The following is a 15426-nucleotide window of genomic DNA, read 5'->3' on the forward strand; positions in this document are numbered from 1 at the left end:
TTTAATCGGGATTGTTACTGCGCACCTTGCTTGTCGATCAGCGCGGCGAGCATTTCGTACTCTTCGCCCGTCAGATCGGTCAGCGGCGCACGTACAGGACCTGCGTCATAGCCGGCAATTTTTGCCCCGGCCTTGACGATGCTCACGGCGTAACCGGCTTTGCGGTTACGGATGTCCAGGTACGGCAGGAAGAAGTCGTCGATGATCTTGCCGACGGTGGCGTGATCTTCCCGTTCAATGGCGTGGTAGAAATCCATCGCGGTTTTCGGGAGGAAGTTGAACACCGCCGAGGAGTAAACCGGTACGCCCAGGGCTTTGTAAGCCGCGGCGTAGACTTCGGCGGTCGGCAAACCACCCAGGTAGCTGAAGCGATCACCGAGGCGACGACGAATAGACACCATCAATTCGATATCGCCCAGGCCATCTTTGTAGCCGATCAGGTTCGGGCAACGCTCGGCCAGTCGTTCCAGCAGCGGCGCGGTCAGGCGGCAGACGTTGCGGTTGTAAACCACCACGCCGATTTTCACCGATTTGCACACGGCTTCAACGTGGGCGGCAACACCGTCCTGGCTGGCTTCGGTCAGGTAGTGCGGCAGCAGCAACAGGCCCTTGGCGCCCAGACGCTCGGCTTCCTGTGCGTATTCGATGGCTTGACGAGTCGAACCGCCAACGCCGGCCAGAATCGGCACGCTGGTTTCGCAGGTGTCGACGGCCGTCTTGATGATTTCCGAATATTCGCTGGCCGCCAGAGAGAAGAACTCACCGGTGCCGCCCGCGGCGAACAATGCCGAGGCGCCGTATGGGGCCAGCCATTCGAGACGTTTGATGTAGCCCGCGCGATGGAAGTCGCCCTGAGCATTGAAATCGGTAACCGGGAAAGACAGCAGACCGGAAGAGAGGATGGACTTCAGTTCTTGTGGATTCATTATTCGAACACCCTGGGGTAGCGACATATGTGTGTGAGAAAACCATCAGCCTGCGCCGAAGTTGTAGGTCATCGTACAACTTAATAAATAACCGTCAACTGCATTTCATCGCCAACCCCAAATTTCGGTCGGAAAAGTAATTTCTTGGCATTGGAAATCTTCCCTTGTCGATGACAAGGGCAGCCGTTAGCTAGGCGATCAGGACAGGGAAACAACGCCACAAGGCTAACGGCGAATTAGGGATACGTTGTCGGAGGTGTTGATAGGACCACGAAGGCGGCGTTTCAACCGGCTCCGTCTTCATGGAAGCAATGCGTGAAACTGGCGTGAACAATGCTGATCACTTCAAAGGATCGGGTCGACTGGCTTATGCCGCCGGCCCCCACAGTTCGCAATAAACAATGATTGGGCCAATCGATCAGCGGTGTGTCGATTGAATGGACTGAGTTGCCACTCATCTGAACTGTCATTTCTGACAGTAGATGACGAAGTCTCTTCAACTTAGAGTCTGGCTTGAGCCGGTATCGACCGTCTCGAGCAATTCCAGGCGATCCCAATTCATGAAGAAGGACATTCCAGCATGACTACGCAACCCGAATACTATCCAGCTCCGAAATATCAAGATATCCATCATCGAGATCTCGGAGGCGAGATTTCCGTGTCTGGTAACCCGGGAGACATTTATGTTCGCGTCGATACCAACGGTATGCCGGAAGACACTATCGTGTCGGTATTCATGACGTGGCAGTTTGGTAGCGAAGACCATACTGTAAAGCCTGGTAACACAGGCTACGTTGACAGCAGAATCCGGCACAGCAACTTCGCAGACAAGGTAGGCGAAAAAGCTACCGCTTGGTACACCGTGAAGCTCCCGAACGAGCTAAACAAAGTCACATCTGACAAAGCAACTGCATCTGTAGTGGAGTAGTCAAGCCCAGGCGATAACGGTTGTTAAAAATGCTTCTGTCGCCGAGCAGTTAAAAGCCTACCCCCGCTGAGCCTCTGCCTCTTCATGGGCATGGCGCAGCCGCTCCCGGCTATTCGTCAGGTGCAAACGCATAGCCGCCCGGGCCGCATCGGAATCCTGACGGGCAATCGCGTCGTAAATTTCTTCGTGTTCACGGCTCAGGCGATTCATGTAGTGCTGCTGATCGTCATGGGCCAGGCGCGCGGAGTTGAGGCGTGTACGCGGAATGATGCTGGTGCCCAGGTGGGTCATGATGTCGGTGAAATAGCGGTTGCCCGTTGCCAGGGCGATTTGCAGGTGAAACTGGAAGTCGGACGCCACGGCATCGCTGGCATGGGAGACACTTTCATTCAACGCGTCCAGCGCCGCTCGCATCAACGCCAACTGCTCGGGGCTGCGGCGTTGCGCGGCAAGGCCGGCGGACTCCACTTCGAGGCTGATGCGCAATTCCAGAATCGCCAGCACATCGCGCAACGTCACCACAGTCGCCGGGTCGATACGGAAACCGCTCGGGCTTGGGGTGTCGAGCACAAACGTGCCGATGCCATGGCGGGTTTCCACCTGCCCGGCCGCCTGCAAACGCGAAATCGCTTCGCGCACCACGGTGCGGCTGACGCCGTGGGCATCCATGATCGCCGACTCGGTGGGCAACTTGTCGCCACGCTTGAGGTGGCCGTCGCGGATCTGCTCGGACAGCACCGTCACCAGTTCCTGAGCGAGGCTGCGGCGCTTGCGAGGGAGGCGTGGTGCGTCGATCGGCTTTTCCATGGTGAACGTCTTTCTCGAAAGTTGCGGCTGAAACCGCATCATAGCTCAACGCGGTTGTACGATCACCACCGCTCGCTCCTACAAGGGCGGGGGTGTTTATGCTGTTACGGTTTGATCCACCAGATGCCCATTTTCAATGCGCACATGCCGTGGATGGAACCGCTTCAGGCTGCTGCGATGCCCGACGCTGACAATGCTCAATCCCGGAATCTCATCGATCAAGGCCTGATACAGCGACGCTTCGTCCTCCTCGTCCATCGCCGAGGTCGCTTCGTCCATGTACAGCCATTGCGGTGCATACAGCAGCGCACGGGCAAAGGCCAGACGCTGCTGCTCACCCGGCGACAGCATGCGCTGCCAGTGATTCGCTTCATCAAGACGCGACACCAGATGCGGTAAACGGCAGGTTTCCAGCACATGAACGTAGCGCTCGTGCGGATACGTATCGCCAGACTGTGGATAACTTAGCGCTTCACGCAACGTGCCAATCGGCAAATAAGGCTTTTGCGGCAGGAACAGATACCGCGCCGACGGCAGGCGAATGCTGCCATGACCCGCTGGCCACAAATGCCCCATTGCCCGCAGCAAGGTCGACTTGCCGCTGCCGGAACGCCCGCTGAGCATGACGCGCTCGCCCTCCTCCACGGTCATGTCGGCGTTGGTCAGCAGGTGACGACCATCCGCCAGGTCGAGGCCAAGGTTATGCACCTTCAACGCCGAGCCATGGTTTTGCACATCAATCGCCGGCGCACGCTCCTCGTTGTCGGTCATGGCCTGGCGGAAACTCAGCAGACGATCACAGGTGGCGCGCCATTCGGCAAGGTCCTGGTACGCCGTGATGAACCAACTGAAGTTATCCTGGACGTTAGCGAACGCCGAGTTGATTTGCATCAGCTCACCCAGCTCGATCTTGCCAGTGAAGTAACGCGGCGCGGCGACCATGAACGGGAAAATGACTGCGATCTGCTCATAACCGGAAGTAAAGAAGGTCAGGCGCTTGGACACTTTCATGATGTCCCAGTAGTTGTGCCAGACCATCCCGAAACGGCTGCTCAAGCGGCGGTTCTCATTAGGCTCGCCGTTGTACAGCGCAATGCTTTCGGCATTCTCGCGAACCCGCACCATGGAGAAACGCAGGTCGGCTTCGAAGCGTTGCTGGTTGTTGTTGAGGCCGATCAGGCGACGGCCAATCAAATGCGTCAGCCAACTGGCGACGGCGGCGTATACCAGCGCGCACCAGAACATGTAACCGGGAATCGTGAAACCAAACACTTCGATACTGCCCGACACGCCCCACAGAATGATCGAGAACGATACGAGGCTGACGATGTTGCGAATCAACCCGAGCCCCAGGCCCAACGTGTTGCTGGTGAATTTATTGAGGTCTTCGGAAATCCGCTGGTCCGGGTTATCTGTGTATCCGCCCTGCTCCAGCTGGTAGTAATTCTTGTTGCCGAGCCAGCGGGCAAAATGCTTCTCGGTGAGCCAGGCCCGCCAGCGAATCGTCAGCATCTGTGTCAGGTAGAGCCGATACACCGCGCCAAGGATCGCCACCGCCGCGATGCCGCAGAAATACAAAATCAACTGCCAGAAGGCCGCTTCGTCCTTTTTCTGCAGGGCGTTGTAGAAGTCCTTGTACCAACTGTTGATCCACACCGAAATCGCCACGCTGAACAGCGACAGCGCGATCACGGCGATCAGCAACGTCCAGGCCTTGCCCTTCTCTTCACTGCGCCAGTAAGGCGTGATCATCGCCCAAACTTTGCGAAAAAACTGCCCGCGCACAGCATCATTGACCGCGCAATATTCAGCGTTCTGATTCATGGATAAGGCTCGATAAAGAAAAGAACACACACGAACCGATCATAGATGATCGGTTCGGGTTATCGCGAGGGCTGGCGATAATCGTTCAGCGCCCGTTCAGCGACGGACCGGACGCTTCTGCAGTTTGCGCTGCAGCGTGCGGCGGTGCATGCCCAAGGCGCGGGCAGTGGCGGAGATGTTGCCTTCGTGTTCGGTCAGCACGCGCTGGATGTGCTCCCACTGCAGGCGATCCACCGACATCGGGTTTTCCGGCACCAGCGTGTCGAGGTCGGCGTGCTCGGAAAGCAGCGCGGCCAACACGTCATCGGCGTCTGCCGGTTTGCACAGGTAATTGCAGGCGCCGCGCTTGATCGCCTCGACGGCGGTGGCAATGCTCGAGTAACCGGTGAGGATCACTACGCGCATTTCCGGGTCCAGCTCAAGTAGCTTGGGCAACAGCACCAGGCCGGAATCGCCGTCCATTTTCAGGTCCAGCGCGGCGTAGTCCGGCAGGTCGGCCTGAGCGATGGTCAGGCCTTCTTCGGCAGAACCGGCGGTGCTGACGCGAAAGCCGCGGCGGGACATGGCACGGGCCATCACCCGGGTAAAAGTTGCGTCGTCGTCTACCAGCAGCAAATGCGGCAGTTCTTCGCCTTCGCCTTCGACTTGGATCTCGTCACTCATGTTCGTCTCCTCGGGCGACACGGGGCAGGCGCAGCTCGGTGAGCGTGCCGCCTTCCTCATGACTGTAGAGTTTCACTGAGCCGCCGGCGCGTGTCACGCTGGCCTTGCTCAAAAACAGGCCCAGGCCGAAACCTTTGCCCTTGGTGGTAAAAAACGGCTTGCCAATCTGCTCGGCGATGGCCAGCGGCACACCGGCGCCGTGGTCGCGGATGCTGATGGTCAGGTCGTCGGCATTCCAGTCCAGCGTCACTTGCAGCCCTTCGGGGCAAGCGTCGGCGGCGTTGTTAAGCAAATTCAGCAGTGCCTGGGTCAGGTCCGGCGGCGGCGCCATGCGCGGAACGGTGCCTTGACCCAAGCGCTGGAAGCGATAACTGGCTTCCGGACGCATCAGGTGCCATCGGTTCAGCGCTTCGTCGAGCCAATCGGTGACGTCCTGCATCTCCACCGCCAGACGCCGGTTGGCCTCGGCGGCGCGCACCAGTTGCTGCAAGGTCTGCTTGCACGCCTTGACCTGATCTTGCAGCACCTTCAGATCGTCCTGCAGCATTGGATCGTGATGATCCTGCTGCATCTCTTTGAGCAGCACGCTCATGGTCGCCAGCGGCGTACCCAATTCATGGGCGGCACCGGCGGCCTGAGTGGCGACGGCCAGCAATTGCTGATCACGCAAACCTTCTTCACGGCGGATCGCCCGCAACTCTTCCTGACGGCGCAGCTCTTCGGCCATTCGCGCGGCGAAGAACGTGATGACTGCCGCGGCCAGGGCGAAACTCAGCCACATCCCGTAAACCTGAAGGTTTTCCCGAGCGATAGGGAAGGTTTGCAACGGATAGAAGCGCGCCAGCAGCAGGGTGTACATCGTCAACGCGATACCGGACAGAATCACCGAATAACGCCACGGCAAGGTTACGGCGGCGATGGTCAGCGGCACCAGGTAGTAAGAGACGAAGGGGTTGGTCGAGCCGCCGGAGAAATACAGCAACGCACTGTGGATAAACAGGTCGCAAGCCAGTTGCACGGCGTATTCGAGCTCGGTAACCGGCCATGTGGTGCGCAGGCGAATGGCCGTGAACGCGCACAGCAACATCGAGCAACCGAGGGTCGCGGCCAGTTGAAACCAGGGCAGCGGCAGCAAGTCCAGCCAGTAGGCCAGGCCCACGGAACCGGCCTGAGCGGCCAACACCAACGTGCGTATGAACGTCAGCCGCCAAAGATTCTGGCGCGTCGCGGAAGTGATTTGAACGGGGGCGAGCATGAGCTCTCCTGATGAGCGCTCCAGGCGGATCGCACGGAGTATAACCAAGCACGGGGGCTGGCAGGCAAAAGTGCGGCAAACGGCCACACTTGTGAGTGTCCTGAAGGTCTTTGTGGCGAGGGGATTTATCCCCGTTGGGCGGCGAAGCCGCCCCAAATTGGTTTACGACTGCTTCGCAGCCGGACGGGGCGGTGCGGCGTTCCGCTAAATCCCCTCGCCGCAGGGCCACCAGCTGTTGATCTGTATAGAAGTTGTAACTGTGCGAACCGGATCATTAAAGCTAGAGTCTGATAGTTTCACGCAGGCTCGGACATTACCCCTGCGCATCGCCCAAGGAGCTTTCATGCACACATTCCGCCGCAGCGCCGCCCTTCTCGCCCTGACCGTCAGCAGCATTGCAAGCCTTCCGGCCCTGGCCGCCGATGAGCTGCACTACAACCAGATAGCCCTGCGCGCCGAAGTCAGCCAGGAAGTCGCCCGCGACCTGATGATCGTGACCCTCTACACCGAAGAACAAAACACCGACCCGGCCAAACTCGCCGCCGACGTCAGCACCACCATGAACAAAGCGCTGGCCCAGGCCAAAGAAGTCAAAGACATCACCCTGCGCCAAGGCAGCCGCAACAGCTACCCGATCTACGACACCAAGGGCCAGAAAATCACCGGCTGGCGTGAACGCGCCGAACTGCGCCTGGAAAGCTCCGACTTCGCCGCGCTGTCGAAACTGACCGGCGAACTGCTCACCGAACTGAAAATGGGCGGCATGGACTTCGCCATCGCCACACCAACCCGCAAGGCCAGCGAAGACGCTCTGCTCAAAGAAGCCGTGTCTGCCTTCAAGGCCCGCGCTCAACTGGCGACCGACGCCTTAGGTGGCAAGGGTTACAAAATCGTTAACCTGAACCTGAACAGCAACGGTTATCCACAGCCGTACATGCGTGGGCCAATGATGATGAAAGCCGCCGCCATGGACTCCGCACCAGTGACCCCGGAAGTTGAAGCCGGCACCAGCCAGGTCAGCATGACGGCGGATGGAGCGATTGAAGTGTTGATGCAGTGATTCGATAACACGGACACAGAAACGGCGATCACCGAAGTGATCGCCGTTTTTTATTGCCTGGCGGAAGCTGGGGTAGGTCTGATGACTTTGTGGTGATTGATCCGCCGTCATCGCGAGCAGGCTCGCTCCCACATTTGATCTGTGTCGTGCACACAATCCATGTACACACTCGATCCCTGTGGGAGCGATCCTGCTTCGGGCGGCGTTGCGACGATGAACGATAACGCGGACTATGCCGGATCGATGTTGTCCAGCACACGGTTCACCGACAACCCCGTGATTGTTAGTGAATGGCCACGCTGATTGAGCATCAGCCCTGGTTAGATTTACGGGAAGCTCTGATGGCATCAATCGCGTCTTGAGTGAGCGTCATAACTGTCTTTGTACTGACTTCAATTCGGCTGATGATGTCTGCTCTCGGACCTTGCTTCCAGTCAGTACTTGAGTAAAAAAGATCTTGAGAGGCTTGGCGATGGCTCTCGCTCTCATAGGAGCGAATCAAGTGATAGCTATGATCGTCATGCAAAGAGCCGCCATAAGAAACGACATCCACACCCGCCTTTAAGTGAAGCGGAACGCTTACTTCCTGCATTATTCGATGGAAATCCAATCCTGATCCCGGTTTCAAGGTGTACATCAGGATTTCAACAATTCGAGTCATTCCAAATCTTCCATGTGGGATTTCAAGTTCCTGCCTTACGAGCATGCATCCCTCGCCTATATCTAACCAGGGATTTGTGCTGACTTATCTGCCGCCTTCGCGGGCAAGTCGGATCGCCGCACCGCTCGCGCCTACAGGCCGCCAAGATCCCGAATGACCCGAGGGGTATGCCCGAACAAAGGGGTCTCCCTCCAAAAACGATATTTCCGCCCTCCCCGCCAACAACGCTACCCTCAGGAAAACACCGCCGCCAAACCCTCGGGGACTCCATGGAAAGAACCACCGTCAAACCACTCCTGCTCGCTCTCGCCCTCGCAACAACCGCACCACTGGCTCAAGCCGCCACAACCCTGGTCTACTGCTCCGAAGCCAGCCCCGCCGGCTTCGACCCCAGCCAATACACCAGCGGCACCGACTTCGACGCCTCCGCCGAAACCGTCTTCAACCGCCTCACCCAATTCAAACGCGGCGGCACTGAAGTCGAACCCGGTCTGGCAACAAAATGGGAAGTGTCCACGGACGGTCTCACCTACACGTTCCACCTGCGCGACGGCGTGAAATTCCACACCACCGATTACTTCACCCCTACCCGCGACTTCAACGCCGACGACGTGCTGTTCACCTTTCAGCGCCTGCTCGATCCGGAAAACGCGTTCCGCAAAGCCTACCCCGCCGAATCGCCCTACTTCACCGACATGGACCTGAACAAAACGATCAAGAGCGTCGACAAAATCGACGACCACACCGTGCGCTTCAGCCTGAACAACATCGACGCCGCCTTCATCCAAAACCTGGCCATGAGCTTCGCCTCGGTGCAATCCGCAGAATACGGCGCGCAGCTGTTAAAAGAAGGCAAAGCGGCAAACATTAACCAGAAACCCGTCGGCACCGGCCCGTTCGTGTTCAAGCGCTATCAAAAGGACTCGCAGATCCGCTATGCCGCCAACAAGGCCTACTGGAAACCCGAAGACGTAAAACTCGACAACCTGATTTTCTCCATCACCCCGGACGCCGCCGTTCGCTTGCAGAAACTCAAGGCCGGGGAATGCCAGGTCAGCGGCTACCCGCGCCCGGCAGACATCGAAGTCATGGAGAAAGACCCGAATCTCACCGTGCTCAAGCAAGCCGGCTTCAACCTCGGTTTCCTGGCCTATAACGTGACCCACCCGCCGCTGGACCAGCTCAAGGTCCGCCAGGCCCTGGACATGGCCATCGACAAACCCGCGATCATCAAAGCCGTTTACCAAAGTGCCGGCCAACTGGCGCAGAACGCCCTGCCTCCCGCTCAATGGTCGTATGACCCGAGCATCAAGGACGCACCCCACGACCCGACGAAAGCGAAGGCGCTACTGAAAGAAGCAGGGGTTGCACCCGGTACCACTATTAATTTGTGGGCCATGACCGTGCAGCGCGCATCGAACCCCAACGCACGAATGTCGGCACAGATGATCCAGCAGGATTGGGAGAAAGTCGGGATCAAGGCCAACATCGTCAGCTATGAATGGGGCGAGTACATCAAGCGTGCCAAGAACGGCGAACACGATGCGATGATTTACGGCTGGACCGGCGACAACGGTGACCCGGACAACTGGCTCGGCGTGCTTTACAGCTGCGCCGCGGTGAAAGGTAGCAACTACGCCAAGTGGTGCGACCCGGCGTACGACAAATTGATTCAGCAGGCCAAAGTGTCCACTGACAAACAGCAACGGATCAATTTGTACCAACAGGCACAACAAATCCTTAAGCAACAAGTACCTATCACACCGATTGCGAACTCAACGGTGTTCCAGCCGCTGCGCAAGGAAGTCACCGACTTCAAGATCAGCCCGTTCGGCCTCACACCCTTCTATGGTGTGGGTATAAATAAGTAACACCTCGCTCCAACCGGGTGCGCCAAGCGCCCCGGTCGCCCTCTGTCGGTGCGCGATTTGCACCGAAAAAAACCTGCGCAAACGGTCAAAAGCACCTGAATTTATACATATGCGACATTAAGGTACGTTCGTACCACTGTTTGAGACTTGTGGCCGCTCTGGATCTTGCAATGGGTATGGCCCCTGCATAAGTATCCGCAGGCACGACTCACGAGGTCGTCCTCTAATTCCAAAAATGACAACAAATCATGAGGCCACCATGCTTAAACACGCGGTCATTCCGTTTTTAGTCGGCGCAAGTTTGTTAGCTAGCGCACCTTTCGCCCAAGCGGCGACTAACCTGGTGTTTTGCTCCGAAGGGAGCCCGGCCGGTTTTGATCCTGGTCAGTACACCACCGGAACCGACTTCGACGCCTCTGCAGAAACCATGTTCAACCGTTTGACTCAGTTCGAACGTGGCGGCACCGCTGTCACTCCTGGCCTGGCGACCAAGTGGGACATCTCCGATGACGGCCTGACTTACACCTTCCACTTGCGTGAAGGCGTCAAGTTCCACACCACCCCGTACTTCAAGCCGACTCGTGAGTTCAACGCCGACGACGTGCTGTTCACCTTTAATCGAATGATTAACAAGGATGATCCGTTCCGCAAAGCGTACCCGACCGAATTCCCGTACTTCACCGACATGGGGATGGACACCAACATCACCAAGATCGATAAAGTCGACGACAAAACCGTCAAGTTCACCCTCAAAGAAGTTGATGCCGCGTTCATCCAGAACATGGCCATGAGTTTCGCCTCCGTCCAGTCCGCCGAGTACGCTGCCCAGCTGCTCAAGGAAGGCAAAGCCGCCGACATCAACCAGAAGCCGATCGGCACTGGCCCGTTTGTGTTCAAGAGCTACCAGAAAGACTCCAACATCCGCTACACCGGGAACAAGGACTACTGGAAGCCTGACGACGTCAAGATCGACAACCTGATCTTCGCCATCACCACCGACCCGTCGGTGCGTATTCAGAAGCTGAAGAAGAACGAGTGTCAGATCACTCTGTTCCCACGTCCGGCCGACCTAAAGGCGCTGAAGGAAGACAAAACCCTGAAAATGCCTGACCAGGCCGGTTTCAACCTGGGCTACATTGCCTACAACGTGATGGACAAGGTCAAGGGCAGCAATGAGCCAAACCCGTTGGCCAACCTGAAAGTTCGCCAGGCGCTGGACATGGCGGTGAATAAACCGCAGATCATTGACTCGGTTTATCAGGGCGCCGGCCAACTGGCTGTTAACGCCATGCCGCCGACCCAGTGGTCCTACGACACCACCATCAAAGACGCCAAATACGATCCTGAGAAAGCTAAAGAGCTGCTCAAGGAAGCCGGCGTTAAACCAGGTACCGAAATCGTTCTGTGGGCGATGCCGGTGCAGCGTCCATACAACCCGAACGCCAAGCTGATGGCAGAAATGCTGCAGTCCGATTGGTCCAAGATCGGTCTCAATGTCAAGATCCAGAGCTACGAATGGGGCGAGTACATCAAGCGCTCCAAAGGCGGCGAGAACCAGGCGATGATCATCGGCTGGAGCGGCGACAATGGTGATCCGGACAACTGGCTCAACGTGTTGTTTGGTTGCGACTCGCTGAGCGGCAACAACTTCTCCAAGTGGTGCGACAAGAAGTTTGACGGCATCGTGAAAGAAGCCAAGCGCACAACCGACCAGGCAAAGCGCACCGAACTGTACAAACAGGCGCAACACGTCCTCAAGGACGCCGTTCCAATGACACCTATCGCTCACTCGACGGTGTACCAACCCATGCGCGACAACGTGCAGGACTTCAAGATCAGCCCGTTTGGCTTGAACTCCTTCTACGGCGTCAGCGTCAGCAAATAAGGTTTTGCATCGGCGACGTTTTTGACGTCGCCGTTGCTTTATCTGCCGAGAAAGTAGGAAACAACCTACATCCATTTCCGCTGAGTATTACGGCAGCGGTGTCGGACGCGTTGACCTTTCCTACAAGTCTTTAGGACTTTACGCATTTACTGCCAGACCCATCGCTCATACCGTCGGGATCTGACCAGTGCAGGCGTGGGCTCTCGGTTTTTGCTGCACGTCATGGTTTTGGATCAGTGAGGCCTCCACGTCTCAGGACGGGACGGCTCATTGTTAAAACACTAAGAATAAAGAGCGAGCGTCATGCGCCATACCTTGGTTTTATCCGCATTGCTGGGCACCGGCCTGTTGGCCGCCACTTCCATGAGCCAGGCCGCCAATAACAGTCTGGTGTTCTGCTCCGAAGGCAGCCCCGCTGGCTTCGACACCGCGCAGTACACGACTTCGACCGATAACGATGCCGCCGAGCCGTTGTACAACCGGCTGGCAGAGTTCGAAAAAGGCGCCACCAACGTCGTACCAGGCCTGGCCACTCGCTGGGATATTTCCGAGGACGGCCTCAAGTACACTTTTCACCTACGCGAAGGGGTGAAATTTCACACGACCAAATACTTCACACCGAGCCGTGATTTCAACGCCGATGACGTGCTGTTCACGTTCAATCGCATGCTTGATCCACAGCAACCTTTCCGTAAGGCTTATCCGACCGAGTTCCCGTATTTCAACGGGATGAGCCTGAACAAGAACATCGCCAAGGTCGAGAAGACCGGGCCGCTGACCGTGGTCATGACGCTCAATAGCGTGGACGCCGCGTTCATCCAGAACATCGCCATGAGCTTCGCCGCCATCTTGTCCGCCGAATACGCCGACCAATTGCTGGCCGAAGGCAAGCCGAGCGAGATCAACCAGAAGCCGATCGGCACCGGGCCGTTCGTGTTCAAGAGCTACCAGAAAGATTCCAACATCCGTTACACCGGCAACAAGCAGTACTGGGACCCGAGCCGGGTCAAGCTCGATAACCTGATCTTCGCCATCAACACCGATGCCTCGGTGCGCGTGCAGAAGCTCAAGGCCAACGAGTGCCAGATTACCCTGCACCCACGCCCTGCCGACGTGACAGCGCTGAAGAACGACCCGACACTCAAGCTCATCGAGAAGCCCGGTTTCAACCTCGGCTACATCGCCTACAACGTGCGTCACAAGCCTTTTGACCAGCTCGAAGTGCGCCAGGCGCTGGACATGGCGGTGAACAAACAAAGCATTCTCAACGCCGTTTACCAAGGTGCAGGTCAACTGGCGGTCAACGCCATGCCACCGACCCAATGGTCCTACGACGAGACCATCAAAGACGCCGCCTACAACCCAGAAAAAGCCAAGGAATTGCTCAAGGCTGCCGGCGTGAAGGAAGGCACTGAAATTACCCTCTGGGCCATGCCGGTCCAGCGTCCGTACAACCCCAACGCCAAGTTGATGGCCGAGATGCTCCAGGCTGACTGGGCGAAAATCGGCCTCAAAGTGAAGATCGTCAGCTACGAATGGGGCGAATACATCAAGCGCACCAAGAATGGCGAACACGACATCAGCCTGATTGGCTGGACCGGTGACAACGGGGACCCGGACAACTGGCTCGGCACGCTTTATAGCTGCGATGCCATTGGCGGCAACAACTACTCCATGTGGTGTGATCCGGCTTACGACAAGTTGATCAAGCAGGCCAAGGTCGTCACCGACCGCGACCAGCGCACCGTGCTTTACAAACAGGCGCAGCAGTACCTCAAGCAGCAGGTGCCCATGACGCCAGTCGCCCACTCGACGGTTAACCAGCCGTTGAGCGCCAAAATCGAAGGGTTCAAGGTGAGTCCTTTCGGTCGTAATGTGTTCTCGGGCGTCAGCATAGAAAATTAATCGATTAGCCAGAAACGCTGAGGGCGGATTCCGCCCTCACGCAAGCGTATTGCCGTGATTCGTCAATCCGGCCTACAGCAAACGTTTGCCATGTCTTGAATGAGTTCAAAACCAAATAGCCGGTTCACCAAAAAAAACCGGCATTAAAAAAAAAGAAAGAAAGGAGCTTCACCCATGAAACTGAGCAGCACCGCGTTATTGGCCTTGGCCATCAGCAGCGTAACCGCCTCGGCGTACGCAGAAACCCAAAGCCAGGCGTTCACCCCGGTTACCGTGAAAGAGAAAAGTGCCCAGAGTGAAGCCACTGGCTTTGTCGAAGGCCAATCGATCACCGGTTCCACGCGCAACTGGTATGCGAATGAGCAACTGAAACGAGGCAGCAAGTTCAGCTACAACAAAAATGGTGTATTGACCGACACAGACCGTCGTATCAACTGGGTCCAGGGCACCATCGTCAAGTACAACTCTGGCTTTACCCAAGGCACTGTCGGCTTCAGCACTGAAGTGGCGGCCTACAATGCCATCGCCCTGGATCGTGATCGCGAAGACCTGGCCTCTCGCTTCGGTGGCGCACCGGGTGATCGTGCAAAGCCTGGCTACAACCGTACGCTGACCAAAGAAGGCGGCGACGCTCAAGGCCAGTGGAGCAAACTGGGGCTGGCCAACGTCAAGGCCCGTTTCTCCAACACCACCCTGACCGCCGGTCGTCAAAACTTCAGCAGCCCGCAGGTAGACGTCATCGGTAACCGTCCTCTGCCTTCGAGCTTCCAGGGTGTGTCCCTGCACAGCGAAGAGCTGGAAAACCTGACTTTTGACTTGGCCACCTTTGATCGCAACTCTCCACGGACTGAAGAAAGCCAGCGTAAATTTCGCTCCGAATACGCTGACGAAATCATTGAAATCGATCACGTGAACACCGCTGGTATCACTTACCAGCCATTCGCCAGCCTGACTACCAGCGTGTGGGGCACTCAGGCCGAAGACATGTGGAACCAGTACTACTTCGGCGCCAGCCACGTGCTGGGCGACAGCTCGGTACTTAGCCTGACCACCGGCCTGAACTACTACAAAACCGTCGACGAAGGCAAAGCGGTAATGGGCGATATCGACAACGACACCTACTCGCTGTCGCTCGGTCTGACTCACCAGGCCCACAGCCTGACGTTCTCGTACCAGGAAGTGAACGGTAACGAGTACTTCGACTACCTGCACGAAACCAACGGCATCTACCTGGCCAACTCCCTGCTGTCGGACTTCAACGGCCCGAACGAGAAATCCTTCCAGATCGCCTACGGTCTGAACATGGCGGAATACGGCGTACCAGGCCTGAAATTCAACATCTACCAGGCTCGCGGTTGGGGTATCGACGGTACTCACTACAAAGGTGGCGCCTACGACAGCGTGACCTCGCAGGATGGTGAACACCACTATGAATACGGCATCGGTACTTCGTATGCCGTACAGAGCGGTCCACTCAAGGCCACCGCTATTCGCGCGACCTACACCACTCACCGTGCCAGCGAAAACCAGGCAGACGGCAACATCAACGAGTTCCGTCTCGTGACCACCATCCCGTTCAACATTCTGTAATGCACCTGCCGACCGGCTGATTCAGTGATGAATCGGCTGTTCGGCTTTTGT

General features: G+C 57.2%; 12 protein-coding genes. 6 read left to right on the top strand and 6 right to left on the bottom strand.

The genetic code is table 11. From position 1 onward, the window contains the following. Window positions 1–14 precede the first annotated feature (14 nt). Window positions 15–926, bottom strand: a complete 912-nt coding sequence (gene kdgD, locus ACYZT0_RS21490) for a 5-dehydro-4-deoxyglucarate dehydratase (RefSeq protein WP_462042902.1) — start codon at window positions 924–926, stop codon at window positions 15–17. Between the two features lie 580 nt (window positions 927–1506). Between kdgD and ACYZT0_RS21495 the strand changes: the two genes are divergently transcribed. Next, the gene (locus tag ACYZT0_RS21495; protein ID WP_462042903.1) at window positions 1507–1854 is read left to right on the top strand and encodes a hypothetical protein; all 348 of its coding nucleotides are present in this window, start codon (window positions 1507–1509) and stop codon (window positions 1852–1854) included. A 57-nt stretch (window positions 1855–1911) separates the two neighbouring features. On the opposite strand, the gene ACYZT0_RS21500 is transcribed toward ACYZT0_RS21495, so the two are convergent. The 4 genes from ACYZT0_RS21500 to ACYZT0_RS21515 all read right to left on the bottom strand — a co-directional run bounded on the left by ACYZT0_RS21500 (window position 1912) and on the right by ACYZT0_RS21515 (window position 6403). Then, window positions 1912–2661 carry a FadR/GntR family transcriptional regulator gene (locus ACYZT0_RS21500; RefSeq protein ID WP_462042904.1) on the bottom strand — a complete coding sequence of 250 codons (750 nt, stop codon included), beginning with the start codon at window positions 2659–2661 and terminating at the stop codon, window positions 1912–1914. Window positions 2662–2757: 96 nt separating this feature from the next. After that, entirely contained in the window at window positions 2758–4485 is a 1728-nt protein-coding gene (locus tag ACYZT0_RS21505) for an ABC transporter ATP-binding protein/permease (RefSeq protein WP_462042905.1), read from the bottom strand. 96 nt (window positions 4486–4581) lie between these two features. After that, entirely contained in the window at window positions 4582–5148 is a 567-nt protein-coding gene (locus ACYZT0_RS21510; RefSeq protein ID WP_449643206.1) for a response regulator transcription factor, read from the bottom strand. Then, window positions 5141–6403 carry an ATP-binding protein gene (locus ACYZT0_RS21515; RefSeq protein WP_462042906.1) on the bottom strand — a complete coding sequence of 421 codons (1263 nt, stop codon included), beginning with the start codon at window positions 6401–6403 and terminating at the stop codon, window positions 5141–5143. The genes ACYZT0_RS21510 and ACYZT0_RS21515 overlap by 8 nt, the downstream gene beginning before the upstream one ends. Before the next feature lie 343 nt (window positions 6404–6746). Between ACYZT0_RS21515 and ACYZT0_RS21520 the strand changes: the two genes are divergently transcribed. Beyond that, on the top strand, window positions 6747–7463 hold the full coding sequence (locus tag ACYZT0_RS21520) for an SIMPL domain-containing protein (protein ID WP_462042907.1): 717 nt from the start codon (window positions 6747–6749) through the stop codon (window positions 7461–7463). 310 nt (window positions 7464–7773) lie between these two features. On the opposite strand, the gene ACYZT0_RS21525 is transcribed toward ACYZT0_RS21520, so the two are convergent. Continuing rightward, window positions 7774–8124, bottom strand: coding sequence for an NIPSNAP family protein (locus ACYZT0_RS21525; RefSeq protein ID WP_462042908.1), 351 nt, complete (start codon window positions 8122–8124; stop codon window positions 7774–7776). Window positions 8125–8393: 269 nt separating this feature from the next. Between ACYZT0_RS21525 and ACYZT0_RS21530 the strand changes: the two genes are divergently transcribed. The 4 genes from ACYZT0_RS21530 (at window position 8394) to ACYZT0_RS21545 (ending at window position 15375) form a co-directional block, all read left to right on the top strand. Beyond that, window positions 8394–9995, top strand: a complete 1602-nt coding sequence (locus ACYZT0_RS21530) for an ABC transporter substrate-binding protein (RefSeq protein WP_462042909.1) — start codon at window positions 8394–8396, stop codon at window positions 9993–9995. A gap of 259 nt (window positions 9996–10254) precedes the next feature. Beyond that, window positions 10255–11880: an ABC transporter substrate-binding protein gene (locus ACYZT0_RS21535; protein WP_462042910.1), complete on the top strand. Its 1626-nt coding sequence runs from the start codon at window positions 10255–10257 to the stop codon at window positions 11878–11880. A gap of 303 nt (window positions 11881–12183) precedes the next feature. Continuing rightward, complete coding sequence (locus ACYZT0_RS21540) at window positions 12184–13785, top strand: ABC transporter substrate-binding protein (protein WP_462042911.1); 1602 nt, start codon at window positions 12184–12186, stop codon at window positions 13783–13785. A 174-nt stretch (window positions 13786–13959) separates the two neighbouring features. Next, on the top strand, window positions 13960–15375 hold the full coding sequence (locus ACYZT0_RS21545; RefSeq protein ID WP_462042912.1) for an OprD family porin: 1416 nt from the start codon (window positions 13960–13962) through the stop codon (window positions 15373–15375). Window positions 15376–15426: the final 51 nt, after the last annotated feature.

The sequence above is a fragment of the Pseudomonas sp. ZS1P83 genome (assembly GCF_054897825.1).

Bases quoted from the DNA above. Each gene is read 5' to 3' on its own strand.
- ACYZT0_RS21530 (WP_462042909.1), top strand. From the start codon at position 8,394: ATGGAAAGAACCACCGTCAAACCACTCCTGCTCGCTCTCGCCCTCGCA.
- ACYZT0_RS21515 (WP_462042906.1), bottom strand. From the start codon at position 6,403: ATGCTCGCCCCCGTTCAAATCACTTCCGCGACGCGCCAGAATCTTTGG.
- ACYZT0_RS21545 (WP_462042912.1), top strand. From the start codon at position 13,960: ATGAAACTGAGCAGCACCGCGTTATTGGCCTTGGCCATCAGCAGCGTA.
- ACYZT0_RS21500 (WP_462042904.1), bottom strand. From the start codon at position 2,661: ATGGAAAAGCCGATCGACGCACCACGCCTCCCTCGCAAGCGCCGCAGC.
- ACYZT0_RS21510 (WP_449643206.1), bottom strand. From the start codon at position 5,148: ATGAGTGACGAGATCCAAGTCGAAGGCGAAGGCGAAGAACTGCCGCAT.
- ACYZT0_RS21505 (WP_462042905.1), bottom strand. From the start codon at position 4,485: ATGAATCAGAACGCTGAATATTGCGCGGTCAATGATGCTGTGCGCGGG.
- ACYZT0_RS21540 (WP_462042911.1), top strand. From the start codon at position 12,184: ATGCGCCATACCTTGGTTTTATCCGCATTGCTGGGCACCGGCCTGTTG.
- ACYZT0_RS21495 (WP_462042903.1), top strand. From the start codon at position 1,507: ATGACTACGCAACCCGAATACTATCCAGCTCCGAAATATCAAGATATC.
- ACYZT0_RS21525 (WP_462042908.1), bottom strand. From the start codon at position 8,124: ATGACTCGAATTGTTGAAATCCTGATGTACACCTTGAAACCGGGATCA.
- ACYZT0_RS21535 (WP_462042910.1), top strand. From the start codon at position 10,255: ATGCTTAAACACGCGGTCATTCCGTTTTTAGTCGGCGCAAGTTTGTTA.
- kdgD (WP_462042902.1), bottom strand. From the start codon at position 926: ATGAATCCACAAGAACTGAAGTCCATCCTCTCTTCCGGTCTGCTGTCT.
- ACYZT0_RS21520 (WP_462042907.1), top strand. From the start codon at position 6,747: ATGCACACATTCCGCCGCAGCGCCGCCCTTCTCGCCCTGACCGTCAGC.